This is a genomic window from Allolucifera butyrica, from assembly GCF_900476375.1.
Taxonomy (GTDB): Bacteria; Bacillota; Negativicutes; order Sporomusales; family UPPP01; genus Lucifera; species Lucifera butyrica.
Genome location: NZ_UPPP01000059.1, coordinates 1 through 17,434, shown reverse-complemented (window position 1 = coordinate 17,434; position 17,434 = coordinate 1). Strand labels below are relative to the sequence as shown.

The following is a 17,434-nucleotide window of genomic DNA, read 5'->3' as shown; positions in this document are numbered from 1 at the left end:
ATTAGGCAATAAAACATACCCTTATTAATTTACTATTTTCCAATCAACACATCAAATAATACACATTACGGAATCTCTGATTTTCAGCTCCGTATTAATATAAAATACGCCGCTCTCACAATCTTTCCGCTCAATAATATCAATGGCCCTGCGCGCACCTTCCCGGCTCATTTTTTCAATCGGACGGTGTACGGTAGTCAATGCCGGTGTAACATATCTTGCATAAACGGTATCGTCAAAGCCAATAACCGATATATCCGCCGGAACGCTAAGCCCGGATTCGAAAGCAGCTCTCATGGCCCCTAAAGCCATACTGTCATTAAAGCAAAAAACAGCCGTAGGCCGCTCCGCTTCCCTCAATAATTCTTTCATCGCATAGTAGCCGCTTTCAAAACCGTAATCCCCCCACCGGATATAATTGGATAATATCGGCTTATTTGCTTCTTTCATAGCCTTAACAAAACCCTGTTTTCTCGCCATATTCGATTGGAAATCTTCTTTTCCTTCAATAATTGCTATCTTTTCGTGCCCATTCTGCAAGAAATAACGCGTAGCCTCATAGGCCCCCAGACAGTCATTCACGAGAACGTTGACAACCCCTGGGCCGCGGGTTTCACGATTCATTACAACCAGAGGAATATCGTTGAGTAAAACATGCGATATAAAATCATCATCTCCCTCCCGCTGGCTCACGACCAGTATGGCATCAAAATTCCGGCGGTTTATAACGGAATAATCCTGGATCTCATCAATGCCTTTAATAACCACATTATACTTTTCTTTTATGATACCAATGACGCCTGTGACAGCCTGATAAAAAAACTCGGTTGTTGTTCCCTGTTTCAATGTAGAAAAAAACAGCCCGATACTATGTGATTTATCGAGCACCAGGCTCTTGGCATTAAGATTGGGAGCATAATTCATCTCTTTCGCAATTCTGGCTATCCGTTCTCTTGTTTCCGGCCGTACTGATTTATTCCCATTGAGTGCCCGTGATACGGTAATATGGGATACACCGGCCGCTAGGGCAATATCTTTTATCGTAGCGCTCATAGTTCCCCCTGTTTTTATTATTAACCACCTTCATGCACTTAGCCTTAAAATCAATTATCGTTTTCGGCAATTGCATGCAAAATCCTGCCGAAAGCTTCGAAGTTAAAATTACAGGGACCGCCAAAACTAATGAGCGGCAGGGACCTTAATAACATCAAGGTCCCTGCCGGCGATTCGAATAAGTTTTTGTAAAACCTATGGCAAAATCCAAATGTTAAACAGGCCTTTTTGTGCATTACAGAAAAAGTTAGATAAACTCCTGCCGGGCGGGAAAAAGCTGTAGCAAAGAGCTAGATATCAAGTGCGGCATGGTATCCCTGGTAAATGGCTGTAGTTATGGTAGACGCACGAACACAATCCCCAATTTGTGCAACATAAGGCGCACAGTCCAATAATTCTTCTACCACCTCTCTTCTTGCTCTTTGTCCCAGCGCACAGATTACGGAGGTACCTGGAACAACCTGTTCCCTGCCGGAATCATCGGCGCAGACGGCACCTTCTTCGGTTACACGCAATGCCTTATATCCTGTATGGGCGTGAATTTTGTTCTTTTCAATTTCCTTTAATAAAATCGGACGATGCCTGATATTTGCATCCGGAGCCAGTTCATTCCTCATCTCTACCAGATGTACAGTCTTGCCTTCCCGGGCAAGATGGATTGCCGCTTCACAGCCTGCCAGACCGCCCCCAAGAACCACTACCTGGTCGCTGACCTTATCCTTCTCCATATAATAGTTGTTTACAACCACTACATTATCGCCTTTTAGCCCGGGAATCGGGGGGATAAGCGGTTCAGAACCCACTGCAATAATCAGCGCATCTACCTTTTCTTTTTCTGCATACTCTTTGGTAACCGTTGTCTGCAGACGAATTTCAACACCGGCATCTTGCGCCAGTTTTCCCAAAGTAACACCGAGTTCATACATCTCATACTTAAAGAAAATAGCCTGCTCGCCTTTTAAAATTCCACCTAACTCATTCGTTTTCTCACACAAGATTACTTGGTGGCCGCGCCGGGCAGCCGTGATAGCCGCTTTTAGCCCGCCCGGCCCGCCTCCTGCTACCAAAACCTTATGCGGTTGCGCGGCGGGAACGACTTCCGTTCCGTCCAGTTCCCGTCCGATTAAGGGGTTTACGGTACAGCGCCGGGTGGATGTAGCAACCCGTTCCGCCATACAGGTAAAGCAGCGTAAACATTTTACAATGTCCGCACCGCGATTGCTCATAACTTTCCGGGGAAGTTCGTGGTCGGCCAGCAGGGCCCGGGCCATCTCAACAATGTCCGCTTTACCGCCGGCAATAATTTCTTCCATTGCTGCCGGGTCATTTAAACCGCCAAGGGTCGCCACCGGCACACTTACCTGTTTTTTAATCGCTGCGGCAAGATACACATTGCAGCCATGAGACAGAAACATGGAAGGATGGGTTATGCTGAATCCCCGCTGATAAGTTCCTGCCGAAACATGAAGCAAATCAACTCTGGATTCAAGCAGTTTAGCAATCTGAATTCCTTCCGCCAAATCATAGCCGCCATCAAACAATTCTGAGCCGCTCATTCGAAACTCAATGGGAAAACCAGCGCCCACTGTCTTTCTGACACGATCCAGAACTTCCCGGGCAAAGCGCACTCTGTTTTCGAGGGAACCACCATACTTATCGGTTCTGCGGTTGAAATAAGGCGACAAAAATTGATTAATCAACCAGCCATGCCCGCCATGAATCATCACCATTTCAAAGCCGGCTCTTTTAGCCAGACCGGCGCAATTTCCATAAGCAGCTGCAATCTCATCGATTATTTCCTGGGTAAGTTCCTTTACTTCCAGGCCATCCGGACGGACTCCGGCACTTGGACCCCACTGGGCAAGGCTGCGTTTCTTATCTTTGTCCGTTAAATAGGTTCCGGCATACTGCCCGGAATGAGACAGTTCCACACTGGCAATTGCACCATGGCGGCGAATCGCGTCTGCCGTATAAGTGAAACTCGCCAAAGACCCTACGGTCTGCAAATCCAGATGATATGCATGCGACCCATCGGTGTCCGGATGAACCATACATTCGCTAACAGTAACCGCCGCAGCCCCGCCTTTGGCTCTTAACTCATAAAAAGCAGTGGATGCGCGTCCGATCGTGCAATCAGCGGTAATATCCGTACCGCCCATAGGAGCGGAAAACATTCTATTGCGAAAATCTACATTGCCGATTTGAATGGGCTTACATAAATTGGGGTATTTTCTTTGCATCGTTTTTATTCTCCTTATTGATTCAATTTTATTGCAGTCTTTGGCGGCTCCGGCATGGTTGCAAAACATAAAGTGATAATACCAAAAATACAAATACCAATAATCAGCTCAAAAGCCGGTGTATAACTTTGGAACATATCAAACAGCTTTCCTCCCACTATTCCCGCAGGGGAGCAGCAAAGCGCGGAAATGAGCAGAACCGAGCCGTTTACTTTCGGAAATGCCGCCGGTCCAAAGAAATTGCCCGACATAGTATTTAGACAAACGAACGTCCAGCCAAATCCGGTCCCGTAAAGAATCGCCGCAAGAAAGGCAACCGGAATCGTACTCGCAGAAACATGAATTGCCAGAAAAGAGCCGATAAAATAGCAGCCTATACCCAGCATAAAAGCAAACCTGGCGGCCATTTTGTCGATTAACCAGCCGCCGATTATCCGGCCGGCAATTCCCCCCATAGTAAACAAGCCCATCGCCATGGCCGCATCCGCCGGATTGATGCCAACCCCTCTTAGATGCATTATCCAGTGAGCTGTAAAAAAGAAAAACGGAAATTGACAGGCAATAGAACTGATTGCAACCATCCAGAAGGTTCTTGTTTTATAGGCTTCCTCCGGAGTCCACGCATATTGGGTTGCTAACGCATTTTGCGCAGAGGACTGCCCGGATAAGGCCGGCTCCGGTTCGCCATCTACAACCTGTCCTATATCTTCCGGGCACTCTTTTATAAATAAATAGGCGATTATTACTGCCAGCACTTCAATACCGGCGACAATTAACCAGGCTTTCCGCCAATCACCGCCATTTGACGCCAATATCCAGTTCATTAAAGGCGCTCCCACAAAACCGGCAAAGCCCGATGCGGTCATGGCGAGGGCCATTGCTCTGCCCCGATAGCGCTTAAACCAGCGGATGACCGCCGTAGAAAGCGGAACAATCGTGCCAAAGCCGATGCCAGTACCAACTAAAACGCCAAATCCCACAAGATACTGCCACGGCTGTGACGCTAGCAAACTCATCCATAGCGCACCGGCGCAAATAAATACAGAACCAATACCAAAAGCCGTTTTAATACCCCATCTAACAATTGCAGCAGCAATGATTGTCGACGGAACACCAACAAAAAAATTCATTATCGTAAAGCCTAATCCATACATACTCCGATCCATAGCAAAATCTTTCATCATATAAGTATTAATTACGGTGCCGCCATACAACGGAAATCCCATGTTCAGTAAATACAGAAACCAGAGTGCACCGACCAGTTTCCAGCCATAAAACTTCTGTCTCTCTTCCATTTATTTACCCCCTCCTCTACTTACCGCGCAAATACTCTTATCTAAGGCCCGTCAAAATCCGCTGATTGCCCCCCCTGCTGCCAGCATTAAGGCTTGTTTGCTGAATCCCCCTATCTGTTACTGATTTCACATGCTTACGCACTCCTTTCTGAGCTATGTCATATTGCAATAAAGCAAGTTCTATACCAAACATTCTAAATTTAAAGAAATTCAATATTAGCAAGACATTCCATTATCTTACCTTACGCAAGCCCCTATTTTTTGTACCATTTTCATTCCATGGATAGCAAAAAAACGAATGACAATGTACCTTTTTCGGTACATTGTCATTCGTTTTGCATTTCCCTTTGCTTTTCTATTTCTTTTAATTTCCGGTAGAGAACGGTACGGTAAATTCCGAGACGTTCCGCCGCTTTCCCCACTTTTCCACCACATTCGTTTAATATATAATTTATATATTTTCTTTCAACAGTTTTTAAAACATCCCGTAAATTACCATCCAATCCCAGCAAATTGAAAATATTGTCCCTAAACGCATTTTCTTGGTCAGCTGCATCCAATGCCAATAAATCAGCTTGTCCATCCTGCAAACTGCTAATGACTTTTCGTTCCACCGCACTTCGTAATTCCCGCACATTACCCGGCCATTTATAACTTTGCAGGGCGGCAAACGTCTTAGCGTCAAATTCAACGTGCAAGCCATATTTCTTGTTAAAGCTGTCTAAAAACTTCAATGCCATTGCTGCAATATCTTCCGGTCTCTCTCTCAAGGGCGGTATCACGATCGGTATAACATGCAAACGATAATACAAATCACTGCGAAACTTCCCTTCCTGTACCATTTTTTCGAGGTCCCTGTTCGTCGCAGCAATGAGCCTAAAGTCCATCTTGCGGTCAATGTTGCTGCCAATGCGCCGGACTTCACAGGTTTCAAGCACTCTCAGCAATTTGGCCTGAAGGAACAACGGCAGTTCGGCAATCTCATCCAAAAATAATGTCCCCGTATGAGCGGCTTCAAACAGGCCAACTTTTCCTTCCGCACTCGCCCCTGTAAAAGCCCCCTTTTCATAGCCGAACAATTCCGACTCAACTAAAGTTTCCGGCAAATTAGCACAATTCAGGGCAATAAATGCTTTCCCGGCTCTTTTACTATGCCGGTGTATATATTTAGCTAAAACCTCTTTGCCGGTGCCCGATTCTCCTAAAAGTAAAACGGTACTGTCAACCTGCGCCACATTATGAGCTCTAAGCAATACCTGCTTCATTTCCTGGCTTTCAGCCACAATCGTACCGGTTTCTAAAACAGTTCTTCTTAAGTATTCTATCTCGCGTTTACGCCGGCTGTTTTGTTCTTTCTCTTCAAGACTAAGACCCGGTTCCTCCGTACTATGAGGTATACCATAAGTTACAACTAAAATTACTTCCCCCCGGTCGTCAATCACCGGCGTACTTCTCGAATAATGCACAATCCCAATCTTAGTTGTTAACACTCCGCTTTGCGGGCACTTCTTTTCCACAGCCTCCAACGCATACGATTTATCATAAAATCCCCGCTCTACTAAATCTCTAACATTCGATTTTAGCAATTGGTCCAATGTCATATCTAATGTCATAGCGGTTGTTGAATTAGAAAGCAATATATTGCCGCACTTATCTGTTACAAAAATGGTATGCGGCAGATTATCAAATATCTGTTTCAGATTGGCTTGGGCAAGTTCATAGTTTTTCTTTGCCCTTTTTTGTACGTCTTTCACTAATCAGCCCCCTAATTCTACTATATTAGCTGATTAGTTCGTCAAAAATCTTAGTAATCCTGTTTCCAGTCACCGTACTGCTTTTCTTTTCCCTGCCAATACTTGACTATAAACAACAAAAATAATAAACTAGTTAATAATAAACTAGTTTATTATTAACTAGTTTATTATTTAATCCATATAAATGAGGTGGACCATGAATGCAGCTAAACTAATTCATTTACTCTATCAAACCACGCGGGCTATCTCCCAGGGCGTAAATCAAGAACTGGCAGAATATGGGCTATATAGTTCGGAATGGTCAATTATTGTGGCCTTGAAAGAAACCGGCCCGCTCCCGCAAATTGCTTTGGCAAATTATCTAAATGTTGAGCCGGCGGCAATCTCAAAAACGGTAATAAAGCTGGAAGAAAAAGGATTGGTGGAAAGAAAATCCGGGAATGACAAACGGGAAAAAAAAGTCTTTTTAACCGAGAAAGCGCTTGGCCAATATGCTGTTTGGGAAAAAGCGGTTGACAATCATAGACAATCGATTTTAATTGACCTGCCGGAAGAAAAACAGCACGATTTATACGGAATGCTCGAATCCATTTATTTAAATTCTCAAAAATGTAAAAAGTAATATTATTATTTACTTGGAAAGGAACCTTAAATGACAACCAGTACCGCAAGTTTATGGACAAAAAACTTTATTTTATTTACTATCTCCAATACTTTTTTATTTAGTGGCTTTCATATCTTTTTGCCAACTCTTCCGGTTTACGTCCTGCACCAGGGCGGAACGAGCACCGACGTCGGATTATTGTCGGCAATCTTTGTATTTTGCGCCATTCTGGTGCGTTTTTTTACTAACAATGGAATAAAAAAATGGGGCAAAAAATATTATTTATACATTGGCTGTATCTTATGTTTTGTTGCCGCCATAAGTTATATTTTGGCGACTACTGTCCCCCGGTTACTTTCTTTACGGGTAGTTCATGGACTAGGCTTTGGCATAGCCACCACATTATATGCTGCTATTGTCATCGACCTAATCCCGAAATCGCGCCGGGGTGAAGGCATAGGTTATTTTGGCCTGGGCACTACTTTGGCAATGGCAATTGCTCCCGGTCTGGGAGTATGGATCGTTGATAACTTTTCTTTTACCAGTCTATTTATCGTGGCAACGTTAAGCCAGATTCTTGCCCTCTTGTGCTTGAGCCTCTGTTCTATTCCCGATGACCGCTCTATACAGGCGGAGACCCAGGAAAAAATTTCGTTGATAGATAAACTGGTTGAAAAAGAACTGCTGTTTCAGGCCTATCTTGCCCTGTTGTTCGGGATTTGTATCGGCGGGGTTTTAAATTTCATCGCTTTATTAGCCCAAGAAGCCCATATCGCTAATGCCGGGGCTTTCTTTCTCATGTGTACCGTATGTATCTTTTTATCCCGTCTGATAACAGGCCGCATATTTGATAAAAAAGGCCCCGCCTGGGTCCTTTTTCCCGGTACAATATTATTTTTACTGGGATTCGTCGTTTTGGCGCAAAGCAAAAGTATGACTTCTTTTCTAATCGCTTCGTCCCTGTACGGATTAGGTTATGGCACCATCTTTCCGGCAGTGCAAGCCTGGATGTTTAATCTTGTATCGCCGGCGAAACGCAGCGCAGCCAGTGCGACCTTTTATAACATGATTGATATCGGTAATGGCGTAGGCTCAATCGTCCTGGGAATACTTGCCGGAAAACTTGGTTATGCCTCGATTTACTGGTGTTCTGCTATCATCATGGGTATTTTTTTTCTTAGTTACACCTGGTTCGTAATTCAGCAAAAATGCGCTGCGGCCAACAATCTTGACGATATAGAAGCCAAGGGGTGAAATATAAACGTTGTCTTGGAAATGGAGTGAGCTATTTTGTTTGGAAAAATTTTAGTACCGGTTGATGGCTCTGATGCAGCATTCAAGGCTGCTAGTTATGCAAAGGGGATTGCTGAAAAATTTGAAAGTGCAGTTACTTTGCTGCATGTTATTGAACACCCGGGATATTTGTCAGGTACCAATAGTTTTCCGGCCAGTGTACTTCAGGACATGGACAAAAATGGGGAACAGGTTTTAGCCAGGGCTTTAGAACTATTTGCTGATTTTGATGGCAGGGTTTCTACCAAGCTGGAATATGGGCATGCGGGGATAAAAATTACCGAGCTTAGCAAAGAAAATAGCTATTCATTAATTATTATGGGGCGAAGAGGGTTAAGCGGTGTAAAACAGTTGCTGATGGGCAGCGTTAGCAATTATGTGCTCCACTATGCTCAGTGCCCCACATTAATTATAAAAGGCGAATGCATGTCTAAAAAGTAAGCGTTCTTAAAACTTCATCCGTTTCGGGCGACTGTGCCATATTAATGTTATGCATGGCCTATCCCCGCCTTTCATCCTCGTATGGTTTTGCATAGCTTTCTGCAATCGTTACACCATTCTTTTTTAAAGCAGCTCCCCAATAGAACCGATTTATCAGTTTTAATATAATGTTCATGATAAACCGGGAATGTTGTTTTTCAAACTCCGGTGCAGAATAGGCCGCCAGTTCGTCCGGATTCAGCAGGCCCGTTTTGCCAAAGCTCACACCAATGTTGTAAATCCCCTTCAAGGTACCTTTATTTCCATTTCCCCGCCCCGCCGCCAGGCCATCGCAGCCGCCCTTAATAATTGTGCCAAGATATTCACACCCCAGAATGCGTGAAACAGTGACCAGATACTTTTCCAGCGGCCGGGCATGGATCGCTTCGCGAAATCCATATTGCACAAGAAAAGCAAGTTTCTTATCCGAACATTTTCCGCATAACGGCTGCAGCGTTTCGATAAAGCTTTTCACACCGCCCGGCATCGCATAGGTATATAAAGGAAAAGCAAGCAAAACAAGTTCCGCCTCTTCAAATCTCCTTACCGCCTCTGCCGGTGATGCAAACTGATTGAGTTTGAATATTTGAAACTCATTGCCACTCTCCCGATGAAAACCAGCCGTGAAATGCTCCAGCATGACATCGGTATTGCCTCTTTGCAGTTTGGGAGAGCCATTAAATATTGTCAATTTCATAAGCAACCTCCTCAACCGGGCTTTGCATGGTTTTAATAAACCTTGCTTTACTGTAGACCTTTTTGATGATTTCAATAGCCTCATCAAAGCGTTCTCCGCCATCGAGCAGTAAACCCAGGGCATATTCTTTATCATATCGGGGATAGTGGGTCATACGGTCGTTATTCATTTTCAAAAACGGATGTACAAGCGGAAGCATCCGGTCATTCGCCTTTTTGATCAGTGCACTGACAAATCCCATGATGGTAGGGGATGCCAGCACGATGCAATCGGCCCATAAATACCCCCGCAGCACTTCTTCCTGTTCATCCTTTAAGGCGCAAATCCCCGGCGTTTTCAGCCAGCAAGCATAACAGCCGATACAGTCGGCTATTTTCTTTTCCCGCAGAGTAATCAGCTTTACCTCATTCCCCTGTACCTGCATACGCTGCCTTAACTCCTCACAGTACTCATCAAAATTTTGCCGGTTAGTATCCGGATTCCCATTAACGATTAGTACCTTCTTCACAAACCTTCCTCCTCGTCCTGATTTGAAACCCTGTTTATTAACGCGATGGTTTCGTCACACCACGCGATTTTTGCTTTTAAGTCCAATATGCCATAGCGAAGAGTGGAATAGCGGTAAGCCCACCCGCTTTCCAGACATGTTTTATTGGCCAATCCCATTTTTATTTTTTGTTCCATGCTTTCGTATTGCTTTAATATGGATTGGCACAGGATTTTAGACTCATTTAGCCGCTGAATCACCATTTGCGCCGGAATATCCTTGGAAAAAAACATTTTAAGCAAAAATTCATATCGTGGCTTTGTCACCTCGGGCTGTACACTTAACCATTCCACAAGTCTTTCCCGTCCCCGTGCGGTGATGCTGTACACATGTTTAAGTTTTCCCTCACTAATTTCAGTTTTCTTTTCTACCCATTGTTCTTCTTCCAATTGTTTTAAAACCGGATAAATGTGTCCATAGTTTTCCTGCCAGAAGTGGGCAATGGTTTCATCACAAAACTTTTTTATATCATACCCTGACGCCGGCTTTAAACTTAGTACACCAAGAATCGCGTATTTTGTCTTATTTTCTTTCGCCATATAATCCCCTGTATCTTCCAAATATTCATTATCTCACTTTGAAATATATCATACTGATATATATTTGTAAATAGTCAGTCAAGTCTCAAATTACAAAAATAGCTGCTGATAAAAAGTTTCATCCCCAAGGTGTAACCCTTTTGAAATTCATTCAATATATTTTACTAAGTACCTATTTTTAGTTATTTTCGTCTATGACTACAATAGGGGATGAATAAGATGGATACCTTAAAGAATTCAAGTGCACAAGTATGGAACTTCGTTTCGGCCCCTGCCTTGCACCCTATGAAAGTTACTATAAATGTGAATAAACCAGGAACCGCTTCCGGTTTACTATTCGTTGCGCCCTATACTTCCTATGAGGCAACTATGATTGGGCAGACCGGCGCACTGATTATGGACCAGGCCGGAAATCCTGTCTGGTTTAGATCGCTCGACAGCATTTATAAGCAAAATACGAATTTTAGAGTACAATCCTATCAGGGAGAACCCGTTCTTACCATGTGGCAGGGAACCGCATCGGGAACTCAGTCTGTAAAACCGGATCTCCCATTAGGTACTCCTGAGCCGGGGGCCTATTACCTGATCATAAATCAAAATTATAAAGTGATTAAGGAACTTACTGCCCGGAAGGGATACACCGCCGATATCCATGAATTTACTATTACTGCCCGGAATACTGCTTTGTTTACCGCCGTTAAGCAGGTGCCGGCAGATCTAACCCCGTATGGCGGTCCCGAGGACGGATATTTTAATGATTACTCCATCCAGGAAGTCGATCTTACAACAGGCCAGCTTCTTTTTTTCTGGAATGCACTGGCCCATGTTGATCCGGCCGACTCGATGGCAGCCGCTTTTTCTGCAAGAATCGCCAATAATATTTGGGACTGTTTCCATGTGAATTCCGTTGAAGAGGGGGCGAACAACACCCTCCTCATCAGCATGCGCAACATGTGGGCCATATATAACGTTGATAAAGAAACGGGAAATATAATTTGGCAATTAGGAGGAAAACAAAACGATTTTGTTTTTGGGCCTGAGGCTGCATTTGCCTGGCAACATAATGCACGTCACAGACCGGGAAATAGGATAAGCCTGTTTGATAATGCCTGCTGTTCTCTAATCTCTCCGCCTAAAGGGCCTGCCCATGGTTTAATCCTTCGGCTTGATTTCCGCAACATGACTGCCAATGTAGACCGAGCCTATTATCACGATCCAAATCTAATTGTTCCCAGTCAGGGAAATGTCCAGAAGCTGCCGAATGGGAATCAATTTGTTGGCTGGGGACAGAGACCCTATCTTTCCGAATTTGCCAATGCCGGCAATACGGAAAAAGACTCTTTCTTGAATTTTTTATACGATATGCAGTTTCCTAATCGAAATATGTCCTATAGGGCGTTTAAGAATGAATGGGTAGGTTTGCCGTTTTACCCGCCAAGTATTGCTGTAGAGCCATCCTATGAAGCTTCGGCGATTGTTTATGCATCCTGGAACGGTTCAACCGAAACCGTTGCTTGGCAGATACTGGCCGGTCCTACCCCCTACAAATTGTCGGTGGTGATAAATAGCACCCCTCGCACCGGATTTGAGACAAAGATTGAAGTTACTTTACCTGGGCCGTACTTTAGGGTAAACGCACTAAATTCGTCCGGCCAAATTATCGGTATATCACGGATTGCTCATGTGTACGAAGATCGTACCGTCCTCTCTTAACTATCCAATTTTCTTGCCATGTATCCTCACACAATTCGAGAATATTCTATGTCTAGGCAGGACATTCTAAGGATAAATCTATAGGAAAGAGGGACGATGGATGAAACTAGTAGCCCATGAAGCACAAGATTTGAGAGAACTGGCGCTGAGTTGTTGCAACTCCATAGCAAATATGGCCTACTTTCGCGCTCACGCCAAAGATCCCGAACTAAAAGCCATGATTGACCGGCATTTCCCTTTTCACATCCAGGATTACAATATGAAGGTAGAATTTCTAACTAAAAGTGAAGGTGCTCAAACCAAGCTTCCTCTCCCGGATCTTAATGTCGCTTTGCGCTCTTACTCCGAATCGCCTACGGCCAGCTACTCGCCTCTTACTCCCAGGACCGACGTCCAGGATTTTAATGATCAGGAAATTGCAACTGCTTATTTACTGACATTGAAAAGAGCAGGAAGGGAATATGCCTGGGCCGCCATGGAAGCTAGCCATCCCCAAATCAGGCTGTTCCTTGAAGATGCCTTCCGGATGTCGTGCAGAAATGCATACGATGTCTGGCAGTGGATGGTCAAAAAAGGGTATTATCCTGTCGAAACCGCGTCACAAGAGGAAATGAGTATAATGGGCCAAATGTATCAGACAGTCCAAAGTCCGACAGGGATAAACCCGATGCAAATGCAGTAACCTTATAAATTGAGGAAAAGGGACTACAGTAAATTACTCTGTAAGTCCCTTCTTAATTACCTAAGCAGAATATGCCCGGAACCATATTGTTCCGGGCATTGATTCTTATTCGGCATTTTGATGCGCCGCACCATTTGCTTTGGCTTCTTCCGCCATTGCCTGTTCGCCGCGCTTGATGGCTTCTCTGATCATGGAGCCAACTTCACCCGTGGTTACATCGGACCAGTCACCATCTTCCACTTTTTCACCAAAGCCAAGGTCATGAGCTAACTGATTCTTCGTTTCTTCCGACATTACTTTTCCCATCCAGAGCCACCTCCAATAATTATTTTTGGTGTACGTATATTATTTACCGTTATATCGCATGCTATTCATTTACAAAAACTTCAACCCCCTCTTCAGTCCTCTAGGCTTTGCAACAGGGCATTCATATCGGTAACCGGCGCCTGGCATGCAAAATCACGGCAGACATAAGCCGTTGCCTTGCCCTGCAGAGCTTCCTTGCCGTTCAAAAGAGGAAGTGCTGTTCCGCTTTCATCCTGAAGCTGGGAGTTATTAAACAGAATATCTGTATCCGGTAAATAGGTCCGGCTGAGAGCGGTCAGCATTGCTTTGGTTCCTTCTTCCGCTGCTCCCGCAATCACAATATGCCGGGGAGGAGACAAATAATAGTCCAGTCCCAGGAGATAAAAGGAATAGGCTTTCGGATACCGTGATACCTCCCCGGAAAAGGCTGCCAACGATTGTTCCGCCAGCTCTCCTGTCTCAGAATCGCCGGTCAGCCGGGCCAGCTTCAATAAACCCCATATAGCTACCGAATTGCCGGACGGCAACGCGCCGTCATAAACCTCTTTGGGACGGGAAAGCAGCGGTTCGCCGTCAATTCCATAAAAGTAGAAGCCGCCATGCTGAGAATCCCAAAAGAGCCTTTTCATCTCCCGGCTTAGTTCCATCCCTTGCCGTATATACTTTACCGCAAAGGTCGCGCTATATAGTTCCAATAACGCCCACAATAAAAAGGCATAATCATCGAGATAAGCGGGATACGCCGCTTCTCCTTCCCGGAAACGGGCCAGAAGACGGCCATCTTCCCGCCGGAGACGGGTCCAGATAAAACCCAGCGCCGTTTCCGCCGCTTCGGTATATTCCGGGTTGTCCAACACCTGTCCGGCTTTAGCCAGAGCGGCAATCATCAGTCCGTTCCAGGCCGTAAGAATTTTATCATCTTTATGCGGATGAATCCGTTTCTCCCGGACTGAAAATAATTTTTCCCGCCCCTGGGCTATAGTTTTCTGCAATTCCTCCTTCGATAGGCCTTGCTTCGCTGCATACTCCTCAAGATTGTTATGAATCCGATTCAGTATATTCAGCCCCTGTTCGAAATTTCCCTGAACCGCTGTCCCGTAAAAGCCGGCAAAAACCGGTCCCTGCTCCGGTCCCAGAACAGAGAGAATTTCTTCATAAGTCCATACATAAAATTTCCCCTCCACCCCTTCGGAGTCTGCGTCCTGGGCCGAATAAAAACCCCCTGCCCCCTCCGTCATATCCCGCAGAACGTAGGACAAAATCTCTTCGGCAACCTGGGAAAGAAGCACATTGTCTGTAGCCTGGTAGGCCTCTAAAAAGGCATAGCATAATAAGGCATTGTCATATAGCATCTTTTCGAAATGAGGCACCAGCCATTTTGCATCCGTAGAATAGCGGGCAAAGCCGAATCCCAGATGGTCATAAATACCGCCGTTATGCATGGAAAAAAGTGTTTTTTCCACCATCGACAAGGCGCTTTTGCGGCCGGTACGGTACCAATATCGCAGCAGAAAAAGCAGATTGTGCGGCAGCGGGAATTTCGGAGCGCCGCCAAAACCGCCATAGACAGGGTCAAAGTCGCTTTCCAATTGCCGAAATGCAGTATCCAGCATAGCAGTCGATAAAGCCCCGGCCGGCACAGCGGCTTCGTTGCAGCGAACCGCGTGTGCAACCTGCCTGCCGGACTCAATCAAGTCTTCCCGGTTGGTCATCCATTGTTTATGAATCGCCTGTAAAATATCCACAAGTCCAGGTCGACCCCATTTGCTAATTTTCGGAAAATAAGTACCCGCAAAAAACGGAGTCTTATCCGGCGTCATCACCACGGTAAGGGGCCATCCCCCTTGTCCGGTCATGGCCTGGCATACGGACATATAAATATGGTCAACGTCCGGCCGTTCTTCCCGGTCAACCTTGACCGCCACATAATATTGGTTCAATATCTCCGCGACCGCTTGATCTTCAAACGACTCTCTTTCCATTACGTGGCACCAGTGACAGGTGGAATAACCGATACTCAGAAAAATTGGTTTATTTTCTTTTTCAGCTTTTTCAAAGGCTTCCCCGCTCCAAGGGTGCCAGTCCACCGGATTATAGGCATGCTGCAAAAGGTATGGGCTTTTCTCTTTGATCAGTTGATTGGGCCTTTTTTCCACGAAATCACTCCTTTAAATCTGCCGCATAGACCGTCCTGTTCTAATTAGTATATACAAAAAAAGTACCAGCATTACGCACGATACTCCTATAACTTATCCTTTTCATTTAAAAAAACACTGAATTAATCAATTCTGTCGATAGCGCAGTTGACCTTGGCATAAAGAGTAAGCCCCCGGATTAAACCGGGGGCTACTGTAACTAGTTACCCGTAGTTAATTTGCCGGCAACTGTTGTGAACATATTGCCGAGGTTAGTTCCCATACTAGTAAGGGCAACCAGCGCAGCCAGAGCAACAAATGTCAAAATTAATCCGTATTCAACCATTCCTTGACCTTTTTGATTACGCAGATTCGCTTTCACTGATTCCCACCAGAGATACATTTTCATACACATAGTTTTCACCTCCTTTCTTTGTTACGACGCCTGGCAAAACAGTGCATCTTCCTCAGGCCAGCTGTTTTGCCTCCCGGGTTGCGGCTGAGAGCGGAATTCGTACCCGGACTTCCGTCCCCTCCCCCGGCCGGGAATGAATCGACAACTCACCATCGAGCAGGCTCACCCGTTCTCTCATCCCCAATAACCCGAAGGAGTCTCCCTCATAGTGATTCTTCTCGGCCTCAAATCCTTTGCCGTTATCCTTTACCGTGGCCGTCACCCAGTCGTTCTGAAAGTCAATCAAAATCTCCACTTCCGTTGCCTCGGCATGTTTTTCGATATTATTTAAGGACTCCTGGATAATCCGGAACAGGCCGATTTCTATATGGGACTCCAGCTTTTCCGCGTGCCCCAACGGTTTGACACTGACCTTTATGCCCTTGCGTTCTTTTAAGATATCGGCAATTCGTTTCACCGTAGGGATTAACCCAAGATCATCTAACGCCATGGGCCGTAAGTCAAAAATAATTTTTCGCGTCTCGTTGAGACAGCCCAAAATCTGCTGCCGCAGCTCATGCAGCTCTTCTTTGGCCCGGCCCGTATCCAGCTCAATCAGTTTTTCACAGACTTCCGCCAAAAAAATAACATTGGCCATGGCCTGGGCCGGCCCGTCATGCATTTCCCGGGCCACCCGCCGCCGTTCCTCTTCCTGGGCCATAATCACCTTGAAACCGAAACTTTGGCTTTGTACCAGCGCCTGAACTTTATCCGCCAGTTCCACCATGCAGCGCACATTGTCCACCAGTCTTCCCATCCGGGAAGTGAGCGCCGCCATTTGGCTTTTTCGTTCCCGCAATTCCGCCAGGCGCGCTTGCAGTTCCCCATAATTTCGCTGCAGATAAAAATCCCGTTCTTTCGCAACCGCCAGCTGCACCTGGTCTTCCAGAACCGTCTTGTACGCCACCTCCACAGCCGGCAGACAGCCATTGCCTTGATCTGTCTGCTCCCTTAAACCGGCCTGGCTCTCTGCCTCCCTAGCCGCAAGCTCCTGAATCCCTGTCCGGCTGACCGCCATTTCCCGGGCCAGCTTATCCAGCACCGTTTCCACGTGTTCCATTTCCGCCTGGACCGATTGACTGACCTGCTCAAGCTCATCCCCGCCGGACCATATTCCTTTTTTAATGCCGTTCACCAGGCCGTCAAACTCGTGCAATAGCATTTCCTCTTTTTCCATTTTCATCGTCCCATCCTCAGTTTCCCGTGTCTAAGACAACGACCAGATCGAGCGGTCCAGCGTCTCTTCACTGCTTTCCTTTAAACTGACCTTCTTCTCACTGCCGCTACCGCCACGGCTGAACAATTGGGCCGCCTTCTTAATAATCCCTTTCCTGGCCTGCGGTTTATTCGCCGTGGTAATATATGCCTCATCGCCGCTAATGACGTAATTGGCCAGTCGCAGCAGGTTCTGCGCCACTGCCGTCTCCGGACTGCCCGTTACAAACGGCACTCCCTGGTTCACTGCCGTAACCACCGTCTTGCCGTCACTCGGCAGCAAGGCCAAAAACTGCCGCCGCAGCAACTCTTCCGAGTCCTTAATATTCAATCCCCCCAGGGAATTCGCCCGGTTCAGGAGTACTTTGATCTTTTCCGCCGGATAATTCAGGGATTCCAGGATTTCCAGGCAGAGCTTGACGTTCTT

17 protein-coding genes are annotated in these 17,434 nt (G+C 45.8%); 5 read left to right on the top strand and 12 right to left on the bottom strand.

Going from position 1 to position 17,434, the window contains the following annotated elements:
* Nucleotides 1–51: 51 nt before the first annotated feature.
* From LUCIF_RS04910 to LUCIF_RS04895, 4 genes are all read right to left on the bottom strand, one after another.
* Nucleotides 52–1,053 carry a LacI family DNA-binding transcriptional regulator gene (locus LUCIF_RS04910; protein ID WP_122626762.1) on the bottom strand — a complete coding sequence of 334 codons (1,002 nt, stop codon included), beginning with the start codon at nucleotides 1,051–1,053 and terminating at the stop codon, nucleotides 52–54.
* A 290-nt stretch (nucleotides 1,054–1,343) separates the two neighbouring features.
* Nucleotides 1,344–3,293, bottom strand: a complete 1,950-nt coding sequence (locus tag LUCIF_RS04905) for an oxidoreductase (RefSeq protein WP_122626761.1) — start codon at nucleotides 3,291–3,293, stop codon at nucleotides 1,344–1,346.
* Between the two features lie 14 nt (nucleotides 3,294–3,307).
* The gene (locus LUCIF_RS04900) at nucleotides 3,308–4,588 is read right to left on the bottom strand and encodes an MFS transporter (RefSeq protein WP_122626760.1); all 1,281 of its coding nucleotides are present in this window, start codon (nucleotides 4,586–4,588) and stop codon (nucleotides 3,308–3,310) included.
* Nucleotides 4,589–4,914: 326 nt separating this feature from the next.
* Complete coding sequence (locus tag LUCIF_RS04895; RefSeq protein ID WP_207857007.1) at nucleotides 4,915–6,342, bottom strand: sigma-54 interaction domain-containing protein; 1,428 nt, start codon at nucleotides 6,340–6,342, stop codon at nucleotides 4,915–4,917.
* A gap of 196 nt (nucleotides 6,343–6,538) precedes the next feature.
* On the opposite strand from LUCIF_RS04895, the gene LUCIF_RS04890 reads away from it, so the two are divergent.
* From LUCIF_RS04890 to LUCIF_RS04880, 3 genes are read left to right on the top strand one after another with little or no spacing between them, the layout of a single operon-like run.
* Nucleotides 6,539–6,964 (top strand): MarR family winged helix-turn-helix transcriptional regulator, encoded by a 426-nt coding sequence (locus LUCIF_RS04890; RefSeq protein WP_122626759.1) that lies wholly within the window; start codon nucleotides 6,539–6,541, stop codon nucleotides 6,962–6,964.
* 30 nt (nucleotides 6,965–6,994) lie between these two features.
* Entirely contained in the window at nucleotides 6,995–8,200 is a 1,206-nt protein-coding gene (locus LUCIF_RS04885) for an MFS transporter (RefSeq protein ID WP_122626758.1), read from the top strand.
* 36 nt (nucleotides 8,201–8,236) lie between these two features.
* On the top strand, nucleotides 8,237–8,680 hold the full coding sequence (locus tag LUCIF_RS04880; protein WP_165865892.1) for a universal stress protein: 444 nt from the start codon (nucleotides 8,237–8,239) through the stop codon (nucleotides 8,678–8,680).
* A gap of 58 nt (nucleotides 8,681–8,738) precedes the next feature.
* Here LUCIF_RS04880 and LUCIF_RS04875 read toward each other — a convergent pair whose 3' ends face one another.
* The 3 genes from LUCIF_RS04875 to LUCIF_RS04865 are packed head-to-tail and all read right to left on the bottom strand — an operon-like array spanning nucleotide 8,739 to nucleotide 10,502.
* Complete coding sequence (locus LUCIF_RS04875; RefSeq protein WP_165865891.1) at nucleotides 8,739–9,416, bottom strand: flavodoxin family protein; 678 nt, start codon at nucleotides 9,414–9,416, stop codon at nucleotides 8,739–8,741.
* Nucleotides 9,397–9,924 (bottom strand): flavodoxin family protein, encoded by a 528-nt coding sequence (locus LUCIF_RS04870; protein ID WP_122626755.1) that lies wholly within the window; start codon nucleotides 9,922–9,924, stop codon nucleotides 9,397–9,399. Before LUCIF_RS04870 ends, LUCIF_RS04875 begins: the two co-directional genes overlap by 20 nt.
* Nucleotides 9,921–10,502 carry a PadR family transcriptional regulator gene (locus tag LUCIF_RS04865; protein ID WP_122626754.1) on the bottom strand — a complete coding sequence of 194 codons (582 nt, stop codon included), beginning with the start codon at nucleotides 10,500–10,502 and terminating at the stop codon, nucleotides 9,921–9,923. Before LUCIF_RS04865 ends, LUCIF_RS04870 begins: the two co-directional genes overlap by 4 nt.
* Before the next feature lie 219 nt (nucleotides 10,503–10,721).
* Between LUCIF_RS04865 and LUCIF_RS04860 the strand changes: the two genes are divergently transcribed.
* Nucleotides 10,722–12,215 (top strand): arylsulfotransferase family protein, encoded by a 1,494-nt coding sequence (locus LUCIF_RS04860; protein ID WP_207857003.1) that lies wholly within the window; start codon nucleotides 10,722–10,724, stop codon nucleotides 12,213–12,215.
* A 100-nt stretch (nucleotides 12,216–12,315) separates the two neighbouring features.
* Nucleotides 12,316–12,897, top strand: coding sequence for a spore coat protein (locus LUCIF_RS04855; RefSeq protein WP_122626752.1), 582 nt, complete (start codon nucleotides 12,316–12,318; stop codon nucleotides 12,895–12,897).
* Between the two features lie 105 nt (nucleotides 12,898–13,002).
* Here LUCIF_RS04855 and LUCIF_RS04850 read toward each other — a convergent pair whose 3' ends face one another.
* From LUCIF_RS04850 to LUCIF_RS25965, 5 genes are all read right to left on the bottom strand, one after another.
* Nucleotides 13,003–13,203 (bottom strand): small, acid-soluble spore protein, alpha/beta type, encoded by a 201-nt coding sequence (locus LUCIF_RS04850; RefSeq protein ID WP_122626751.1) that lies wholly within the window; start codon nucleotides 13,201–13,203, stop codon nucleotides 13,003–13,005.
* Between the two features lie 92 nt (nucleotides 13,204–13,295).
* Nucleotides 13,296–15,359, bottom strand: coding sequence for a thioredoxin domain-containing protein (locus LUCIF_RS04845; protein ID WP_122626750.1), 2,064 nt, complete (start codon nucleotides 15,357–15,359; stop codon nucleotides 13,296–13,298).
* 199 nt (nucleotides 15,360–15,558) lie between these two features.
* Nucleotides 15,559–15,753, bottom strand: a complete 195-nt coding sequence (locus LUCIF_RS04840; RefSeq protein WP_207857001.1) for a Flp family type IVb pilin — start codon at nucleotides 15,751–15,753, stop codon at nucleotides 15,559–15,561.
* 52 nt (nucleotides 15,754–15,805) lie between these two features.
* Nucleotides 15,806–16,975: a sensor histidine kinase gene (locus LUCIF_RS04835; RefSeq protein WP_122626749.1), complete on the bottom strand. Its 1,170-nt coding sequence runs from the start codon at nucleotides 16,973–16,975 to the stop codon at nucleotides 15,806–15,808.
* A 24-nt stretch (nucleotides 16,976–16,999) separates the two neighbouring features.
* Nucleotides 17,000–17,434, bottom strand: a 435-nt coding sequence (locus LUCIF_RS25965) for a CpaE/TadZ family protein (protein WP_207856999.1), incomplete at its 5' end; no start/stop codon positions are given.